Origin of the sequence: Clostridium rectalis (genome assembly GCF_900626095.1) — a bacterium.
Classification (GTDB): domain Bacteria; phylum Bacillota; class Clostridia; order Clostridiales; family Clostridiaceae; genus Clostridium_AS; species Clostridium_AS rectalis.
The window spans coordinates 196753-214008 of record NZ_UYZZ01000001.1 but is presented as its reverse complement, the minus strand read 5'-3'; the positions used below and the strand labels follow the sequence as shown (position 1 = coordinate 214008).

Genomic DNA, 17256 nt, shown 5'->3' with positions numbered 1-17256 from the left:
TACTATAAACTACTTATTAGTTAAATTATTCTATTTAACCTAAGAACAATGGAGGTAATTTTATGAAAATAGGATATGCTTGTATACCAATGGGTATAGATGCAAGAACTACCAGATCATTTATTTTAAAAAACTTTACCTTTGATCGTTTCTATGAAAGTGTAAAGCTTAATCTTGAAGATTTACAAAAAATTTTAAAATATAATCTTGATAATGATATATATATGTTTAGAATAAGCTCGGATATTATTCCTTTTGGTAGTCATAAAATAAATGATTGTAAATGGTGGAGCACATTTAGCGAAGAATTAAATTGCATTGGAAATTTTATAAAAGATAATAACATAAGGGTTTCCATGCACCCAGGGCAATATACTATACTTAACTCACCATCAAAAGAAGTTGCAATTAAGAGTATAGAAGATATAGAGTATCATACTCGTTTTTTAGATGCTTTAAATGTAGATTATTCTAACAAAATTATCCTACATGTAGGTGGTGCTTATAATGATAAAACATTAGCGTTAAAAAGATTTAAGAATAATTTTAAAAAATTATCCACCTCCGCTATGAAAAGATTAGTCTTAGAAAATGATGACAAATTATTTAATATAGACGAGGTTTTAAATCTATGTACAGAATTGAATATTCCCGCTGTATTTGATAATCTTCATAATTACTTTAATCCCAGCACCAATGAAAATATTTTAGAAATCCTAAAAATTGTAAAATCAACTTGGAAAAGTGAGGATGGAAACATGAAAATTCATTATTCAGATAGTAATCCCGAAAAAAGAAATGCTGCTCATTCAAATCATGTTAATATAGAAAACTTTTTAAATTTTTATGATCATATTAAAGAATTAGATACAGATATTATGTTAGAAGTAAAAGATAAAGATATTTCCGCCATAGAATGTATAAATAGCTTATATTTTAAAAACAAGCCATATATAAAATTCAATGAGTGGTCTAAATACAAATACACTGTCATGGAAAAAAACTATTTGCTATATAAAGAATGCAGTAAAATAATTAACTCTAAAGCTGATATAATTAATTTTTATAAGATTTTAGATAAAATATTATCTTTACCTTATAATGAAAAAAATTTTAAAAATACAATACTTCACACCTGGGGATATGTTAAGGATAGTGCATCTCAGAAAGAAAAAAATAAATTTTTCAAATTATTAGATGAATTAGACAATCCTGATAAACCTAAAAATATGCTAAAAAAACTTTGTATAAAATACAATGCTACTTATTTATTAGACTCCTATTATTTTGTATTATAAAATTTAATACCTATACAAAAGCTCTATAGTTTTTAATAGAGCTTTTTATATTAGAAATTTTTTATTCCATTAATATATATAGAGAATAAATCACTAGTAAATACATATAATAACTATACATTGGGAGGTTACTATATGAAAGAATATATTTCTAATAGGCAGCTAGCCTTTTACTTATTCTCCGCTATTGTTGGATATGGAATAATTGGGCTTCCAAAGGCATTAACAGAAGCTTCTGGAACTGCTGCATGGATAACCATTATTTTAGCAACTACTTTAGCTTTATTTATAACATATATAATTTTATATATAAATTATACTTTTAAAAATAAAACCTTTGATGAATATATTAATATTATAACCAATAAATCCATAGGTAAAATTTTAATACTAGTATATATAATATATTTTTATACTTTTTCCGTCCTTTCCATAAGAAATACTGGAGAAATAATAAAGGCAAATTTTTTAGTCAAAACTCCCCAATGGATAATCTTTTTATTACTTATATCTATTTGTACTTATACTGCTAATAAAGGATTATCAGTTATAGCTAGAATGTGTGAGTTATATGGAGTGTTCATTATACTATTTACCTTTATAACCCATATTATTATGTTTTTTAATGGTAAACTAATTAATATACAGCCTATTTTAGGTTTTAGAAATATATTTTCTTACATAAAAGATATACCAAAAGCTATAATGCCATTTTTAGGAATGGAACTATTATTAATAATACCACTAAATAAAAAGAATGAGAAAAAACAATTATTTAAATACTCTTCTTATATGATGATAATTATAGGACTACTATATATATTAATTGTAGAATCTACTTTATCTATTATTGGATTAGACGATATTATACACTACGAAGATGCATTAATTGCGGCTATCAGAAGAGTTGACATTACTTATTTAGATTTTTTTGGTAGAGTTGATGGAATCTCTTTAATAACCTGGCTAATGAGTGTATATACAACAGCCACTATATATACTTACGCATCTGGTTTTTTAACACAAAGATTACTTAAAATAAAAAATTGTAGAATAATTTATGTATTACTGTTTATGTTATCCATCCCATTAAATACTTTAATTAAAACTTCTTTTGAAATAGATAAACTACTTAGATTCTCAGAATATCTAGGAATTTTTTGTAGCGTTGTAATTCCCTTTATAATATTTATAGTAATTAAGGTGGAAAAATATGATAAAAAATATAAATAAACTACTTTTATTGTTTCTTCTTTTAATAATGCCTATAACACTCTGTGGATGCTGGGATTATGAGGATATTGAAAAGAGAAGTATTGTAATTTCCATTGGAGTAGATAAAGTAAATGATACTTATGAATTCTATGGAGAAATTGCTAAACTTCATTCTATGACTAATATGAACTCCGCTGTTATACCAGAATCTTATGTGGATATAGCTTATGGTAGTAATTTTGAAAACGGAAGGCTTAATATAGATAGAAGCGGAGCTTACCCGACATTTTTAGGTGCAACTAGAATTGTAATCTTTGGGAAAAACTACGCAGAGCAAGGTATCGAGCCTTATATAAATAGAATTAATAAATTATACGATTATAGAAAAACCCTTCTTCCTGTTATAAGTAAAGATTCTCCCAAAGATATTTTAAGTCAAAAAATCCCTAACGACATTGCTGTAGGTTTTTTTATAGAACATAACATAAACACTTTAGCTAAAATTGGAGAATCTGTATATCCAACAATAGGAGACATAGTATATGATATTAATTTTGAAAATATTGGATACGTTCTTCCGTACATTGGAATAGATAACGGTTCTATAAGAAACTTAGGCCTTGCTATATTAAAGGACTCTAAATTAATTGATATTCTAACAGGTACAGATACTAAAGGACTTTTATATATATTATCTAAAAATCCGTCTTTTCCAGAAACTTTTTCTTTGGATAAGGATAGCAAAAACCTATTGTCATTTGAACCAGTAAAAGTAAAAAGGCACATTAAAACCTCTTATGTAAATAATACTGTAGTTATAGATCTTAATTTGTCTTTAAAAGAAAAACTCCAATATCAATATAATATTACTCCTATAGATGAAAATAAGATTAAAACTTTAGAAAAAATGCTACAGAAAAAAATTTATAATGAAGTTTCAAGTACAATAGACAGATATCAACATAAATTTAAATGTGACATATTTAGATTTGCCAAATATTTTAGGGCAGAAAATCCAATGATTTATAACTCTATCAATTGGAATGATAAATTTCCTGAAGCAAAAATCAATATCAATATTGATGTGGATATTATTAACTTAAATTTATTCGACTCTAGTGCAAAAAAACAATAAATTTTAAGGTGGATATAAGCTATGATAAAAAATGTAGATATAAATATATTTGTTAAAGATTTAGTTAATAATAAATCAGATATTTCCGTAAGAAAATTAATTAAAGAAGGGAAAACTATTTACATTTTATACATTCCTTCTATAACAAATAAAGATAGACTATCAACCCATGTTATTAAACCCATTTTACAATATCCCTATGATAATTTAACTACAGATATAATAGCTCATTCTATTATTTATATAGATGATGTTTATATTTATGAAGATGAAAATAAAATACTTGACTACATCCTTGACGGAAATTCCGTTATACTAATGTGCCATGAAAATAAATATATAGTCACCAATACTTTAAAAGTAGAGAAAAGATCTATAGATAAACCAGAAATACAAAATGCTATTAAAGGTCCTAAAGACTCATTTACAGAAAGCCTTGAAACAAATCTATCTTTAATTCGCCATAGAGTTAAAGATCCAAATTTAAAAGTTGATTATACCTATATTGGTAAAAGAACCAAAACTCAAGTAGCCACTATATACATAGATGATGTTATAAATCCCAAATATGTACATGAATGCAAATCACGATTAGAAAGTATAGATATAGATGGAATACTGGAATCAGGGTATATTCAAAAACTTATATCTAATAAAACTATAAGTCTATTCCCTGAAACAGGAATTTGTGAAAGGCCTGATAAAGCTTGTGCTAGTATATTAAATGGTAAACTTTGTATTATAGTAGATGGAAGTAATCTTGCTATACTTTTACCTCAAACGTTTATAGATTTTCTAGACTCCGGTGATGATCATTATGATAATTTATATTTATCACTATTAATAAAATTCATTAGAATATTATCATTTTTTATTTCACTTAGTTTATCATCCTTTTATGTGGCTTTGGTAAGTTTTCATCCAGATTTTCTTCCTCCTTCATATATTTTAGCCTTAGCTGTTGCAAGAGCCACAGTTCCTGTAAACGCCTTAATTGAGGCAACTTTAATGGAATTTGTTGCTGAACTTCTAAAAGAAGCAAGTCTGCGATTACCAAAGCAAATAGGTCCCGCTATAGGTATAGTAGGAACTATTGTCATAGGTCAAGCTGCTGTATCCGCTGGACTTGTAAGCCCTCTTATGGTTATTATAATTTCTCTATCTACTATGACTTCCTTTATTGTACCTGACTATACCATAATGAACCCCATAAGAATATTAAAATTTGGACTTATTTTTTTAACAGGAGCTTTAGGTTTATTTGGTTTTGTCATAGGAATAACTTTTATAATAGTAAATTTAGTTTCCACATCTAGTTTTGGTGTACCATATACTTCTCCTATTGCCCCTATAAATATTAATGATATGAAGGAATTTGTTTTTAGCGATATAAGACTTAATAATCATAGACCTGGTTTTTTAAAAACTAAAAATAAAAAAAGAAAAAAATAGGATCTTATATCCTATTTTTTTCTTTTTTTATTCATATATTATTTTATTATTTGAATACTAGGACATTTTAAAACCTCATTTATAACTTTATTTATATCTTCATGGGTTATATCAAAAAGATAATCTATTTCCTCAAACACTAATTTATAATTACCGTACATAAGTTCATAGCATGTAAAATCTTTAGCCATTTGTACGGATTTTTCATGCCTTAATTCTCTCTTTAACTTCATACTTTTAGCTGCTTTATTTACTTTATCTTTTGTAAAAAATTCTTTTTTATTTTTAATATCATGAATACAACTATCTATGAGCTTTAAAGCTTTATCTATTTTTTCCTTAGAAGTACCTAAAGTAATAGAGAATACTTTTATTCCTATTTCATTTTTTATACTACTTCCTATTTCATAGGCAACACCATTTTTAGTCCTTATGGAATCATATAATATACTACTAGTTCCCTCTCCAAAAAAATTATTAAATAAACTTAATATTTTAACCTCTCTATTATTTAATTGGTGTATTGGGAAACAATATTGTATCCTTGCACCCTTTATATCCTCCCTTACACTAGTAAAAATGCCTTTAATATTATTTTCATACCTAATATTTTCATTTAAAACACTAAATTTTTCACTAACTTTACATTGACTAAAATACTTTCTAACTATTAACTTTACTTTTTCAAATTCCATAGAAGTTACTACAGAAATAACCATATTATTTCCTATGTAATATTTTTCATAAAAACTTTTTAAATCTTCTAATTTAATATTATTTATACTTATTTCATTTCCTATTATTAAATCTTTTATCCTTCTTTTAGAAAAAGCATTTAGAAAAAGTTGATCTTCACAATATTGACTCAACTCATCACTCCACTGTTTTAACTCCTCTAGTATTACTTCTCTTTCTTCTTCAAAACCTTTCTCAGGAAATACAGGATTTAATATTATATCTGAAAATAGCTCTAATCCATTTTCAAAATCCTCTGTTAAAGTGGTTCCATAATATATACAATAAGGATAATTAGTCATTGCATTTTCAAATCCAAATATTTCATCACACAAAGCATTTATGGTAGATTCATTTCTTTTTTTAGTACCTTTAAATACCATATGTTCTACAAAATGAGCTGTTCCCAATGGAAATTCTTTTTCTTCTATAGCTCCAGCCTTAACTCCTATACAAAATGAGGTTATGTTATCCTCTATTTTTTTATATATAATTTTTATACCATTTTCTAACTCATAAGATATCATTATATCACCTACATATTAATATTTTTTTAATTTATAATATAAGTTTTTAAAATTTCCTTAATTAGGTATATAATTATATTAATTATATATTAGGATGGTGTGTTATGAAAACTTTAAAACAATTTATACTATATGCTGCAATAGGCACCTCAAATGTAATCATAGATTTTATTATACTAAACATACTTTGGAAAATAACAAATATGTATTCTGGCTATATAAATATTTTATTTAAATTTATTTCCTTTATGTTTTATTCTATTAATGGATATTACTTAAATAAAAAATATACTTTTAAACTAGAGGGGGCCTATATAAAATATGCTTCAATATTAGGAATAGCCGCCCTTTTAAATTCATTAATACTGTCAACTTTATCACTTTATAATAGGTTTAATATTCCTCAAATCCTTTGGTGCAATATATGTGCATTGATAGCTTCTATATGTACAGGTATTATTAGCTTTTTAATAAATAAAAAGCTAATATTTAAAAACTAGTTATTTTTATTTAAATAGCATACTGGATTTAATTTCTTCTACCTTAGATTTACCTATTAAATTTTCCAAAAATTTATAGGTGAATTCCATAGCAGTAGCAGGTCCTCTACTTGTTATTATAAACTTATCTTGTACAACATCTTTTTCTAAATAATTAGCACCAATTAGCTCTCTTTCAAAACCTGGATAAGATGTTATATTTAAATTTGATATTATATTAGCTTTTGCTAAAACTATTGGTGCTGCACATATTGCACCAATAAATTTTTTACTTTTATAAAAATCATCTAATAAACTAATTACTCTATTATCATCTCTTAAATTTATTGCCCCAGGCATCCCCCCTGGTAAAATAACTGCACTATAATCATTTTTATCTATATCATCTATACTTACATCGCATTTTACTTTTATATTATGAGTTCCAGATACAAACTCATCTTTTAAGGAACATGTCTCACAAATCAAATTAGCTCTTCTCAAAATATCAACTACTGTAAATGCCTCAATTTCTTCAAATCCTTCCGCTAAAATCACCAAAATATTTTTCATTGCACATCCCTACTCCTTCTCTAATTTTTCTTAGCTTTTAATTCCCTTAAAGTTAACTTATTATATGAAACTAATTATATGAAACTAATAATTATTATCTATTAAATAGCATAATTTGTAAATTAAATCTTCTCTGATCTAAATTAACATTAGAATTAATAATTATATAACATAATAAAAGTAAAATTACAAGTAAAATACCACCATATGGTATTTTACTTGTAATTTTATAATCCTATGGTATAATATTTTCATATTAAACTCTAAGCTAAGGAGTGACGATTATGAATCAAATAGGCTTTGTAAAAGAAGTAAAAAATGATAAAGCTTACGTTATTTTTAAGCGAATGTCTGCTTGCGGAGATAATTGTGCCCATTGTTCATCTCACTGTGAAACACCACCATTAACATTAGATATGGATAATAAAAAGGTACTTGCTGAAACCGGAAATTACGTAGAAGTTAATATGGAAGATGATACTTTCTTTAAATTTACATTTTTCGCCTATGTAGTTCCACTTATACTTATGCTATTAGGTGTAGGTATAGGATATTACATTACTAAAAATGAACTCACCTCAGCTTTTACTGGATTAACTTTTTTAGCACTATCCTATGGGATACTAAGGATAGTGAATAATTTACATGTAAAACACAGAAAAGAAACTGTCAAACTTGTAAGAGTTATACCTAATGATGAACTAATCAGATTAGGTCTTTAAAAATACAAATTTATAAAGTAAGAAGTGAGATTTAAATCTCACTTCTTATTTATTATATCTATTTACACCATCCCATTGACCTCTTAACAGCATCATGCCATCCTTTTAATAAATCATCTGATTTTTCATTCTCCATATTTGGCTCAAATGTCTTTGATATCGCCCAGTTTTGAGCTACATCATTTCTATCCTTCCAATATCCCACAGCAAGCCCCGCTAAATAAGCTGCTCCAAGAGCTGTAGTTTCTATAACTTCTGGCCTTTCTACGGAAACTCCTAATATATCTGATTGGAATTGCATTAAGAAGTTATTAGCGCAAGCACCTCCATCAACTTTTAATGCCTTTAAATCTATACCTGAATCTTCTTCCATAGCCTTTAACACATCATAAGTTTGATATGCTAATGACTCTAAAGTAGCTCTTATAAAATGCTCTTTTTTAGTTCCTCTTGTAAGTCCTACTACTGTTCCTCTAGCATATTGATCCCAATATGGGGCCCCAAGCCCAACAAAAGCTGGAACTACATATACACCATTTGTATCTTCTACTTCTTCTGCATATTTTTCTGATTCTGGAGAATCTTTAATCATTCTCATTTCATCTCTTAACCATTGGATTGCTGCACCACCTACGAATATACTTCCTTCAAGTGCATATTCAACTCTGCCATCTATACCTACTGCTATAGTAGTTAAAAGACCATTTTTGGATTCAACAGCCTTTGTACCAGTGTTCATAAGCAAGAAACATCCTGTACCATAAGTATTTTTTGCTGTTCCTTCTTGGAAACAAGTTTGTCCAAATAAAGCCGCTTGTTGGTCTCCTGCTACACCTGCTATCTTTATAGGTGCTCCAAACAATGCTGGATTAGTCTCACCATATACAAAACTAGATGGTTTTACTTCTGGTAGCATTGCCTTTGGAATATCTAATAATTTTAGTAACTCTTCATCCCATTTTAAATCATGTATATTAAAAATCATAGTCCTTGAAGCATTTGTATAATCGGTTACATGTACCTTTCCCTTAGTTAAATTCCAAATTAACCAGGTATCTACATTACCAAACAATAAGTTTCCTTTTTCAGCTTCTTCCCTAGCCCCTGGTACATTATCTAGTATCCATTTAATTTTTGTTCCAGAAAAATATGCATCAAGTACTAATCCTGTTTTGCTCTTAATCATATCAGCATAGCCTTTTTCCCTTATTTTATCACAAGTTTCTGAAGTTCTTCTACATTGCCAAACTATAGCATTGTAAATAGGAAGTCCTGTTCTCTTATCCCAAACTATAGTAGTCTCCCTTTGATTTGTAATTCCTATTCCCGCTATATCATCAGCTTCTATATTACCTTTAGCCATAGCTTCTGCAGCTACACTAAATTGTGTTGCCCATATTTCCATTGGATCATGTTCAACCCAACCAGCCTTTGGATATATCTGTTTAAACTCCTTTTGAGCTACACTAACAACAAGACCCCTTTCATTAAAAATAATACATCTTGAACTAGTTGTTCCCTGATCTAATGCCATTACATACTTAGCCATAATTTTAAAACCCCCCAAATAATATTTAATATCATCTTAATTTAAATTTTCATTTGTATAATTTATATAAAAAAAGCCATACTTAAGAAGACTCACTACTATGAGTTTTTCATAAATATGGCTCTCTTTTTCTCCGCCTCAATATTCTATTATAATTATATTAGAATTTTGTCTATTTTTCAACTTTTCTTACTTTTTAATATTTTCTATAAATTCCACAACTTCTCTGAAGTAGTAGATATAGCTAGTGCTCCTACTGATAAGGAGTCAATAACATCTTTTTTTGTCTTTATAAGTCCTCCTGCTATTATAGGTATATTAATTTCTTTTTCAATAGAATGTATTATTTTACTGGCTATACCTGGCATAACCTCTACAGCACTAGGACCTGTTTCATGGATATTTTTTATACCTGTTTTAAGTGATAGTGAATCAATTATAAAAATTCTTTGTATAGTTGCTAAACCCAACTGTTTAGCATACTTTATATTACTACTTTTAGTTGTAATTATACCATCAGGTGATGCAAATTTTTTTATATACTCTATTCCTGCCGCATCTCCTTTTAACCCTTCTATCATATCCAAATGCACAAATATTATTTTATTTGCAGCCTTAAGTTTTTCACATATCTTTCCAATGTTCATAAGATTTCCATAAAGTACAAATGTAATTAGAGCTTTGCTTTTTATTACATTCTCTAAATCTTTATCATTTCTTAGCGCCGCTATAACAGGGTTTTCCAATAAAAGTTCTCTAAATCTAATCATTTTATGAGCTCCTTTATACTTTTTTTACAAAATTCTTTTCTCCAACTATAGTTTAACTTTTTTACATAACTTATATCCATACTCATTTTAACAGCTCCAGTTATAGCTTGATAAACTGATGAAGCATATGGGGTTTTTCCTTTATTTTTAAAATTTAGGTTTTTAGATAATGGGGAACTATATACTATTTCTATTCTATAAATCTAAGTTATCCTTGTTGTCTTTAATTATAACTTCTTTCTTATATATAAAACTAAATTGGGCTTTATATACGTTTTTCTAATGGTTAAAGCAGAATTAACTGTTATAAATAACTAAACATACAAACCCACAATGCACAACTGCCATTAAAATTATATAATAAATTTATCCTATGCACAATTGTGCACTGTGAATTTTTATACACATAAATTAATTTTATTAGTATAAATGCTGTATTATCTAAGATAAAATACTTTTATTTTAGATAATTATTAGATTTCCGCTCATATACATCCACATGTGTTAATACTATTCATATTTCATTTGCTCAATTTAGAAATAATTTCCTTTAATTTAGACATTGTCTATACTTTATTAAAACAACGCTACAAATAAAAATGCAGCTATAAGTCCACCAACTATTGGCCCTACAACTGGAACCCATGCATATCCCCAGTCAGCATCTCTTTTTCCCTTTATTGGTAATATTGCATGTGCAATCCTTGGACCTAAGTCTCTTGCTGGATTAATAGCATATCCTGTTGGTCCACCAAGTGAAACACCTATAACTAATATTAATAGACCAACATATAATGTACCTACACCGTCTGCTGCCTTTTGAAGTCCAAAACCAAGTATTCCAAATACTAATACAAATGTACCAATTACTTCTGTCATAAAATTTATAAATGTATTTTTAATAGCTGGAGCTGTACAAAACACTCCAAGTTTTGAATTAGGATCCTCTGTTGCATCAAAATGATCACAATACATAAGATAAACTAAAAAGGCTCCTATGATAGCACCTATCATCTGTGCAACTATATAAGAAAAAACTTCAGCTGCTGGAAATTTCCCTATAGCTGCCAGTGCTATTGTTAGAGCTGGATTAAAGTGTGCACCACTTATAGTACCGAAAATAAACGCTGGTACTGCAACTGCAATAGCCCAACCTGTAGTAATTACAATCCATCCTGAACTTTGTCCCTTTGTTTTGTTTAATACAACATTGGCAACAACACCATCACCGAGTAGTATTAGTAGCATAGTTCCGACTAATTCACCCATAAAACTTGACATAAAAAAATACCCCCCATGTTTTTGTTAAGTAGGAATTGGGTAACCGGTTACAACTCCTATGTTTTATATTAGCAATAACTATGCCATTAATATGCCAATAACTACCACATATAGTTCCCGTCTGAATTTGCAGATTTTTCTGAAATATATTTAAGAAAAGCATTTCATAAAACCTGGTCAAAATTACCTAATATCATAATCTTATTGGTAATTTTGACCAACTTGTTCTTTTTTACCAGGTTATTTAACTTTATTTCTTTTGTCCCATATAACTTGCTTCTCTACTCCATATTGTCTTGATTTTGCAGCTACAGTTTTATGGCTTATTCCAAGTGCCTTACCTGCTGCATTAAAGCTTCCATATTTTTTTAAAGCAGTCTCTATAATCTTTTTTTCATACACTTTTAAGGGTAATATCTCATCCTTAGCTGAAATACTTAATATATTATTTATGCCACCCTTACTTTTATCATTTTCATTTATAAAAGTTTTATCCTGCTCTAATATACCTTTAGGGATATGATGAATGTCTATGTAATCTTCATCTATAAGAGTCATAATCCTTTCTATAATATTTTCTAATTCTCTAATATTTCCTGGCCAATTGTAATTCATAAATACTTTCATAGCTCTACCTGTAATAAACTTTACATTTTTATTTAATTGTAAATTCATCTTTTCTAAGAAGTAATCAATTAATAATTCAATATCATCCTTCCTATTTCTTAAAGGAGGCAGCTGTATTGGAATAACATTTAGTCTATAATATAAGTCTTCTCTAAAATCACCCTGTTCAACCATTTTTTTTAGATTTCTATTTGTTGCGGCTATAATCCTTGCATTTGTTTTTAAAGTTTCTTCTCCGCCTACTCTTTGAAACTCTTTTTCTTGTATAACCCTAAGAATTTTCACCTGTAAGCTCTTTTCTAAATCTCCTATTTCATCCAAAAATATGCTGCCATTTTCAGCAAGTTCAAATTTGCCTAATTTTTTTCTTATGGCACCTGTAAAAGCCCCTCTTTCATGACCAAACAACTCACTTTCCAAAAGGTTAGATGGAATAGCTGCACAATTAACTCTTATAAAAGGTCCATTTGCCCTGTAACTTCCTTTATGTATTCCTTCAGCTATAAGTTCCTTTCCAGTTCCACTTTCTCCAAAAATAACTACGTTAGAATTCCCCTTAGACGCCTTAGTTGCTATATTTAATGCTTCACTTATACTATCGCTTTTACCAATAAATTTTATAAAAGGATCTTTTTCACATACATTATTCTCTTTTATAGTTTTCTGTTTTAAATAACAATCCCTCTCATTTAAAATTGACTCTTTTTTATCACCTTTTATAAAACTTTCAGCTTCACAATTTATATTCTTTAAATATATACTATTTATATACTTTATAATACCTTCTGTATCTCTAATACATATACCATATTTTTTACCTTCTAATTTTTTAAGTAAATCCATAATATCCTGTAACTCATTATTTCTGCTCACTTTTAACCCTCCAAACCTAAATATATAAAAAAGTCACTTTAAGCAAATAATAAGTATGAAAATTTTTAATAATCTGCATTTGTAAAAAAGACTTATATATTTTTTTAATATGTTATATAATTCTTTATCGTACTATAAAATTATATCATATTAAGGGGGTAATTAAATGGACATAAACGTAATAGGCGTTCCAATATTTTATGGTTCAGATATAAAAGGTGTGGATTTAGGTCCTAGAAAACTAAGAGAAAAAAATGTGTTAAATATCCTAGGTAAATATCATAAAATTTATGATTTAGGTGACTTATTTGTACCTTCAGTAAAAGAAAATCATAAATTTTCTTTTCATCCAAAAATGAAATATTTAAAACCTATAGTAGAAGTAAATACGAACCTAGCTCATCAGGTATATACCTCCTTAAACTCTGGAAGTTTTCCTCTTGTTTTAGGTGGGGATCATAGTTTAGGTCTTGGAAGTATTTCAGGCGTAAGCAAATACTATAAAAACTTTGCAGTTATATGGGTAGATGCTCATGGTGATATAAATTCTCACATTACTACTGAAACTGGTAATGTACATGGAATGCCACTTGCTTCCGCTATGGGTGTAGGTTATGAAGATTTAACTGACTTATATTTTCATGGTACAAAGGTTAAAATGGAAAATGTGTTTATTATAGGAGCTCGTGATTTAGATAAAGGTGAATCTGACCTTATTTTAACTAACCATCTTAATGTTTATTCAACACAAAATGTAAAAGAAGCTGGTATGAAAAAAGTAATAACTAATATAATAAAAACACTTAAAGAGAGAAATATATCTACTGTGCATTTAAGTTTCGACATCGATTGTATAGATTCAAACTTTGTACCTGGCACTGGTACTCCGGTTAAAGAAGGAATGACTGTCGGTGAAGCTAAAACATTATTAAAGTGTATTGCCGAAAGTAAATTAGTCAAATCTATGGACTTTGTTGAACTAAACCCTGTCTTAGATAAAGATGATATAACTTCAGACCTTTGCATAGACTTATTGGATTGGACTTTTAAATATTTAAAATAATTATATTTAAAATAAAGTCTGCGTATCTATCTTTTTAGATTTACACAGACTTTATATATTTTAAAATTTATTCTTTTAAGATTATTTCTTTTATATAGTCTTCCATTGCTACCATCATTATATTATTACCTCTACCTGCTCTATTTTGCCTTTTAATATCCTTTAATAATATCTTCTTAGAATTTTTTTCTTTAGTTTTTATTAAAAAACCTTTTATATTATCTGTAGCAATAATTACATAGGCTAATTCATCATCATCTTTAACACTTATCCCAGTAACACCTGAAGCTATTCGTCCCATAGCACTTACTAAATTTTTATTAAATCTTATACACATACCTCTTTTAGTTATCATAATTATATCTGACTCTTCACACTCTTTACTAACTTGAACAGATATTAATTGGTCATCTCCTCTAAATTTATATGCAGTAGTAATTAAATAATCTCCTAAAAACTCATTTATCAACGTTTTCTTCACTAATCCATGTTTAGTAAAGAAATATATTTCTTCAATATCTTTATTATTTATTGCTATTATATTAAGAATTTTAGTTTTTTCACTTTGATATTCTATTAAATCTTCTAAATTGATATCTTTATTCTCTATATTAGTAAATATTAATGAAGGTATCTTTACTACATCGCCACTATCCAAAAATATAAGTAAATCTTCATGAGTATTCGTAGTTATATTACCCACTTTCTTATTCTGTCTTACCTTTAGAAGTTGTTTTATTCTACCATTTTTATTCCACTGTAATGTAAATTCTTTAAATACCCCTTCTTCTATAAAATTAACATAATTTATAAAATCCTTATTTCCTAAATTGGCTACTGTAATAGGCAGTATATTTCTATCCATATTTTCTAATATAGGTTCTTCTAAAACAAACTCTAATCCTAATTTGGTTTTTATCTTTATAAACTTTTCTTCTCTCTCTTTTTGTAAAAGATTAACCTTTACTAATTTATCACCATCTTTAAGTTTTAAAGCCATGTATTTAGAATAATTAGTATTATATTTATCTAAACTAGTTTTTTTAATTCCACCATTAGCTGTAACAAATATAAAATCTTTTTGAGCCACAATATTATCTATAGAATATATATCTACAATATTTTCTTCCTCTAAATTTATACCTTTTATTATTTCCTCTAACCTCTTACCCTTTTCTTTCCATTTAAATTCAGGTATATTTATAACCTTTGTCTGATACATATTGCCTTTCTCTGTAAAAATCATTAATGTATCTCTTGTATTGCTATTGATTAAAAATCTATTGAAATCTCCCTCTCTATATTCTATATCCTCTATATTAGCATTAGAGCGATTATAAGACTTTAAAGATACCCTCTTTGTAAACCCTTCATTTGAAACTGTAATTACTACATCTTCTTCTACTACAAACTCCTCTATGTCAATTTTAGCCTTAGAGTCATCTTCAACTATTGCTGTTTTTCTAGCATCTCCATGCTTATTTTTTATTTCTTCAAGTTCACTTTTGATTACCTTTAATAATTCTTTCTTATTTTCCAATATTTTTCTAAGTTTTTTTATCTCTTTTTCAAGGTGTTTATACTCCTTTTCAAATGCCTTTATTTCAAGCCCTGTAAGTTTATAAAGCATAAGGTCTAATATAGCCTCTGCCTGAATATCACTAAATGAATATTTTTTCATAATATTTTCTTTAGCTTCTTTTTTAGATTTTGAACTTCTTATAGTGGTTATTATGTCATCCATAATTCCTATAGCTTTTATAAAGCCTTCCACAATATGAAATCTTTTTTCTGCAATGTGAAGTTGAGTTTCGGTTCTTCTAGTAACCACTTCTTTCTGGTGTTCAATATAATACTCTATTATTGACTTAAGACTTAAAGTCTCCGGCTTTCCATTAGCTATAGCTACCATGTTGAAAGGTAAGTTACATTGAAGCTCCGTCTTTTTGTATAAATATTTAAGTACTTTTGAAACAGTATCATTATCTACTGATTTTTTAAATTCAATAACTGCCCTAATTCCATTTCTATCTGATTCATCCCTTATGTCGCTAATAGATTCTAAAGCTTTAGAATGTTTTTTATCTCCAGTCATATCAGATATACTTTGTAAAATTTTAGACTTATTTCTCCTAAAAGGAAATTCTTTTATTATTATTCCAAACCTTCCATTTTCTAATGTTTCAATACTAGTTTTAGCTCTTAATGTAACTTTTCCAACACCTGTTTCATAAGCTTGTAGTAACGAATTTTTCCCTATTAAAGTTCCTCCTGTTGGCAAATCTGGCCCCTTTATATGTTTCATAAGTTCTTTAGTAGTTATATTATTGTTATCAATATAAGCTAATGATGCATCAATAACCTCTATTAAATTATGTGGCGGTATATTTGTAGCAAGTCCTACCGCAATACCAAATGCTCCATTTACAAGTATATTAGGATATCTTGCCGGAAGCACTTCTGGCTCTTTATCCGAGGCAGAATAATTATCTACCATATCAACTACATTTTTATCAATATCCCTTATCATTTCCAAGGCAATAGGTGTTAATCTAGCTTCTGTATAACGCATAGCGGCTGCACTATCTCCATCCTGACTTCCCCAGTTTCCATGCCCATCTATTATAGGTTTTCTAGTAGTAAAATTCTGTGCAAGTATTACCATTGCATCATATACTGAAGTATCTCCATGCGGATGATATTTTCCTAATATATCTCCCACTATTCTAGCAGACTTATAATAAGGTTTATCTGGGAAAGCAGATAATTTATAAGCTCCATAAATTATCCTTCTATGTACAGGCTTTAAACCATCTCTAACATCTGGTAAGGCTCTATCCTTAGCAACTTCTACTGCATAAGGAAGATAATTTTCTGGCATGGCTTCTTCAATAGGTACTTCTAATATATTTTTATCATTTGGAATATCAAATTTTTTAGCCATTGTAGTTAATACC

General features: G+C 28.0%; 14 protein-coding genes. 7 read left to right on the top strand and 7 right to left on the bottom strand.

What is annotated here, in order from left to right:
• Window positions 1-62 precede the first annotated feature (62 nt).
• The 4 genes from uvsE (at window position 63) to EJL03_RS00915 (ending at window position 5100) form a co-directional block, all read left to right on the top strand.
• Window positions 63-1298 carry a UV DNA damage repair endonuclease UvsE gene (gene uvsE, locus EJL03_RS00930; RefSeq protein ID WP_125152090.1) on the top strand — a complete coding sequence of 412 codons (1236 nt, stop codon included), beginning with the start codon at window positions 63-65 and terminating at the stop codon, window positions 1296-1298.
• Window positions 1299-1433: 135 nt separating this feature from the next.
• Window positions 1434-2531, top strand: a complete 1098-nt coding sequence (locus EJL03_RS00925; protein WP_125152089.1) for a GerAB/ArcD/ProY family transporter — start codon at window positions 1434-1436, stop codon at window positions 2529-2531.
• Complete coding sequence (locus tag EJL03_RS00920) at window positions 2512-3648, top strand: Ger(x)C family spore germination protein (RefSeq protein ID WP_125152088.1); 1137 nt, start codon at window positions 2512-2514, stop codon at window positions 3646-3648. Before EJL03_RS00925 ends, EJL03_RS00920 begins: the two co-directional genes overlap by 20 nt.
• 21 nt (window positions 3649-3669) lie before the next feature.
• Window positions 3670-5100, top strand: a complete 1431-nt coding sequence (locus EJL03_RS00915; RefSeq protein WP_125152087.1) for a spore germination protein — start codon at window positions 3670-3672, stop codon at window positions 5098-5100.
• Window positions 5101-5138: 38 nt separating this feature from the next.
• Here EJL03_RS00915 and EJL03_RS00910 read toward each other — a convergent pair whose 3' ends face one another.
• Window positions 5139-6362 carry a M16 family metallopeptidase gene (locus EJL03_RS00910; RefSeq protein WP_125152086.1) on the bottom strand — a complete coding sequence of 408 codons (1224 nt, stop codon included), beginning with the start codon at window positions 6360-6362 and terminating at the stop codon, window positions 5139-5141.
• A 104-nt stretch (window positions 6363-6466) separates the two neighbouring features.
• On the opposite strand from EJL03_RS00910, the gene EJL03_RS00905 reads away from it, so the two are divergent.
• On the top strand, window positions 6467-6862 hold the full coding sequence (locus EJL03_RS00905) for a GtrA family protein (RefSeq protein WP_125152085.1): 396 nt from the start codon (window positions 6467-6469) through the stop codon (window positions 6860-6862).
• 6 nt (window positions 6863-6868) lie between these two features.
• Here the strand turns inward: EJL03_RS00905 and EJL03_RS00900 are convergent, their stop codons facing one another.
• Complete coding sequence (locus EJL03_RS00900) at window positions 6869-7414, bottom strand: DJ-1 family glyoxalase III (protein ID WP_125152084.1); 546 nt, start codon at window positions 7412-7414, stop codon at window positions 6869-6871.
• Between the two features lie 284 nt (window positions 7415-7698).
• Here EJL03_RS00900 and EJL03_RS00895 point away from each other — a divergent pair, with 284 nt between their 5' ends.
• Window positions 7699-8136, top strand: coding sequence for a SoxR reducing system RseC family protein (locus tag EJL03_RS00895; protein ID WP_125152083.1), 438 nt, complete (start codon window positions 7699-7701; stop codon window positions 8134-8136).
• Between the two features lie 58 nt (window positions 8137-8194).
• Here EJL03_RS00895 and glpK read toward each other — a convergent pair whose 3' ends face one another.
• The 4 genes from glpK to EJL03_RS00875 form a co-directional block, all read right to left on the bottom strand.
• On the bottom strand, window positions 8195-9685 hold the full coding sequence (gene glpK / locus EJL03_RS00890; RefSeq protein ID WP_125152082.1) for a glycerol kinase GlpK: 1491 nt from the start codon (window positions 9683-9685) through the stop codon (window positions 8195-8197).
• Window positions 9686-9891: 206 nt separating this feature from the next.
• The gene (locus tag EJL03_RS00885) at window positions 9892-10455 is read right to left on the bottom strand and encodes a glycerol-3-phosphate responsive antiterminator (protein ID WP_243108578.1); all 564 of its coding nucleotides are present in this window, start codon (window positions 10453-10455) and stop codon (window positions 9892-9894) included.
• 576 nt (window positions 10456-11031) lie between these two features.
• The gene (locus EJL03_RS00880) at window positions 11032-11736 is read right to left on the bottom strand and encodes an MIP/aquaporin family protein (protein WP_125152081.1); all 705 of its coding nucleotides are present in this window, start codon (window positions 11734-11736) and stop codon (window positions 11032-11034) included.
• 240 nt (window positions 11737-11976) lie between these two features.
• Window positions 11977-13236, bottom strand: coding sequence for a sigma-54 interaction domain-containing protein (locus EJL03_RS00875; protein WP_243108576.1), 1260 nt, complete (start codon window positions 13234-13236; stop codon window positions 11977-11979).
• Window positions 13237-13402: 166 nt separating this feature from the next.
• On the opposite strand from EJL03_RS00875, the gene rocF reads away from it, so the two are divergent.
• Complete coding sequence (gene rocF, locus EJL03_RS00870; protein ID WP_125152080.1) at window positions 13403-14299, top strand: arginase; 897 nt, start codon at window positions 13403-13405, stop codon at window positions 14297-14299.
• A 67-nt stretch (window positions 14300-14366) separates the two neighbouring features.
• On the opposite strand, the gene EJL03_RS00865 is transcribed toward rocF, so the two are convergent.
• On the bottom strand, window positions 14367-17243 hold the full coding sequence (locus EJL03_RS00865) for a DNA topoisomerase IV subunit A (protein WP_125152079.1): 2877 nt from the start codon (window positions 17241-17243) through the stop codon (window positions 14367-14369).
• Window positions 17244-17256 lie beyond the last annotated feature (13 nt).

What these genes read in the sequence shown, in the direction of transcription:
- EJL03_RS00910 (WP_125152086.1), bottom strand. Translation starts at nt 6,362, where the DNA reads ATGATATCTTATGAGTTAGAAAATGGTATAAAAATTATATATAAAAAA.
- glpK (WP_125152082.1), bottom strand. Translation starts at nt 9,685, where the DNA reads ATGGCTAAGTATGTAATGGCATTAGATCAGGGAACAACTAGTTCAAGA.
- rocF (WP_125152080.1), top strand. Translation starts at nt 13,403, where the DNA reads ATGGACATAAACGTAATAGGCGTTCCAATATTTTATGGTTCAGATATA.
- EJL03_RS00900 (WP_125152084.1), bottom strand. Translation starts at nt 7,414, where the DNA reads ATGAAAAATATTTTGGTGATTTTAGCGGAAGGATTTGAAGAAATTGAG.
- EJL03_RS00925 (WP_125152089.1), top strand. Translation starts at nt 1,434, where the DNA reads ATGAAAGAATATATTTCTAATAGGCAGCTAGCCTTTTACTTATTCTCC.
- EJL03_RS00865 (WP_125152079.1), bottom strand. Translation starts at nt 17,243, where the DNA reads ATGGCTAAAAAATTTGATATTCCAAATGATAAAAATATATTAGAAGTA.
- uvsE (WP_125152090.1), top strand. Translation starts at nt 63, where the DNA reads ATGAAAATAGGATATGCTTGTATACCAATGGGTATAGATGCAAGAACT.
- EJL03_RS00905 (WP_125152085.1), top strand. Translation starts at nt 6,467, where the DNA reads ATGAAAACTTTAAAACAATTTATACTATATGCTGCAATAGGCACCTCA.
- EJL03_RS00915 (WP_125152087.1), top strand. Translation starts at nt 3,670, where the DNA reads ATGATAAAAAATGTAGATATAAATATATTTGTTAAAGATTTAGTTAAT.
- EJL03_RS00920 (WP_125152088.1), top strand. Translation starts at nt 2,512, where the DNA reads ATGATAAAAAATATAAATAAACTACTTTTATTGTTTCTTCTTTTAATA.
- EJL03_RS00880 (WP_125152081.1), bottom strand. Translation starts at nt 11,736, where the DNA reads ATGTCAAGTTTTATGGGTGAATTAGTCGGAACTATGCTACTAATACTA.
- EJL03_RS00885 (WP_243108578.1), bottom strand. Translation starts at nt 10,455, where the DNA reads ATGATTAGATTTAGAGAACTTTTATTGGAAAACCCTGTTATAGCGGCG.
- EJL03_RS00895 (WP_125152083.1), top strand. Translation starts at nt 7,699, where the DNA reads ATGAATCAAATAGGCTTTGTAAAAGAAGTAAAAAATGATAAAGCTTAC.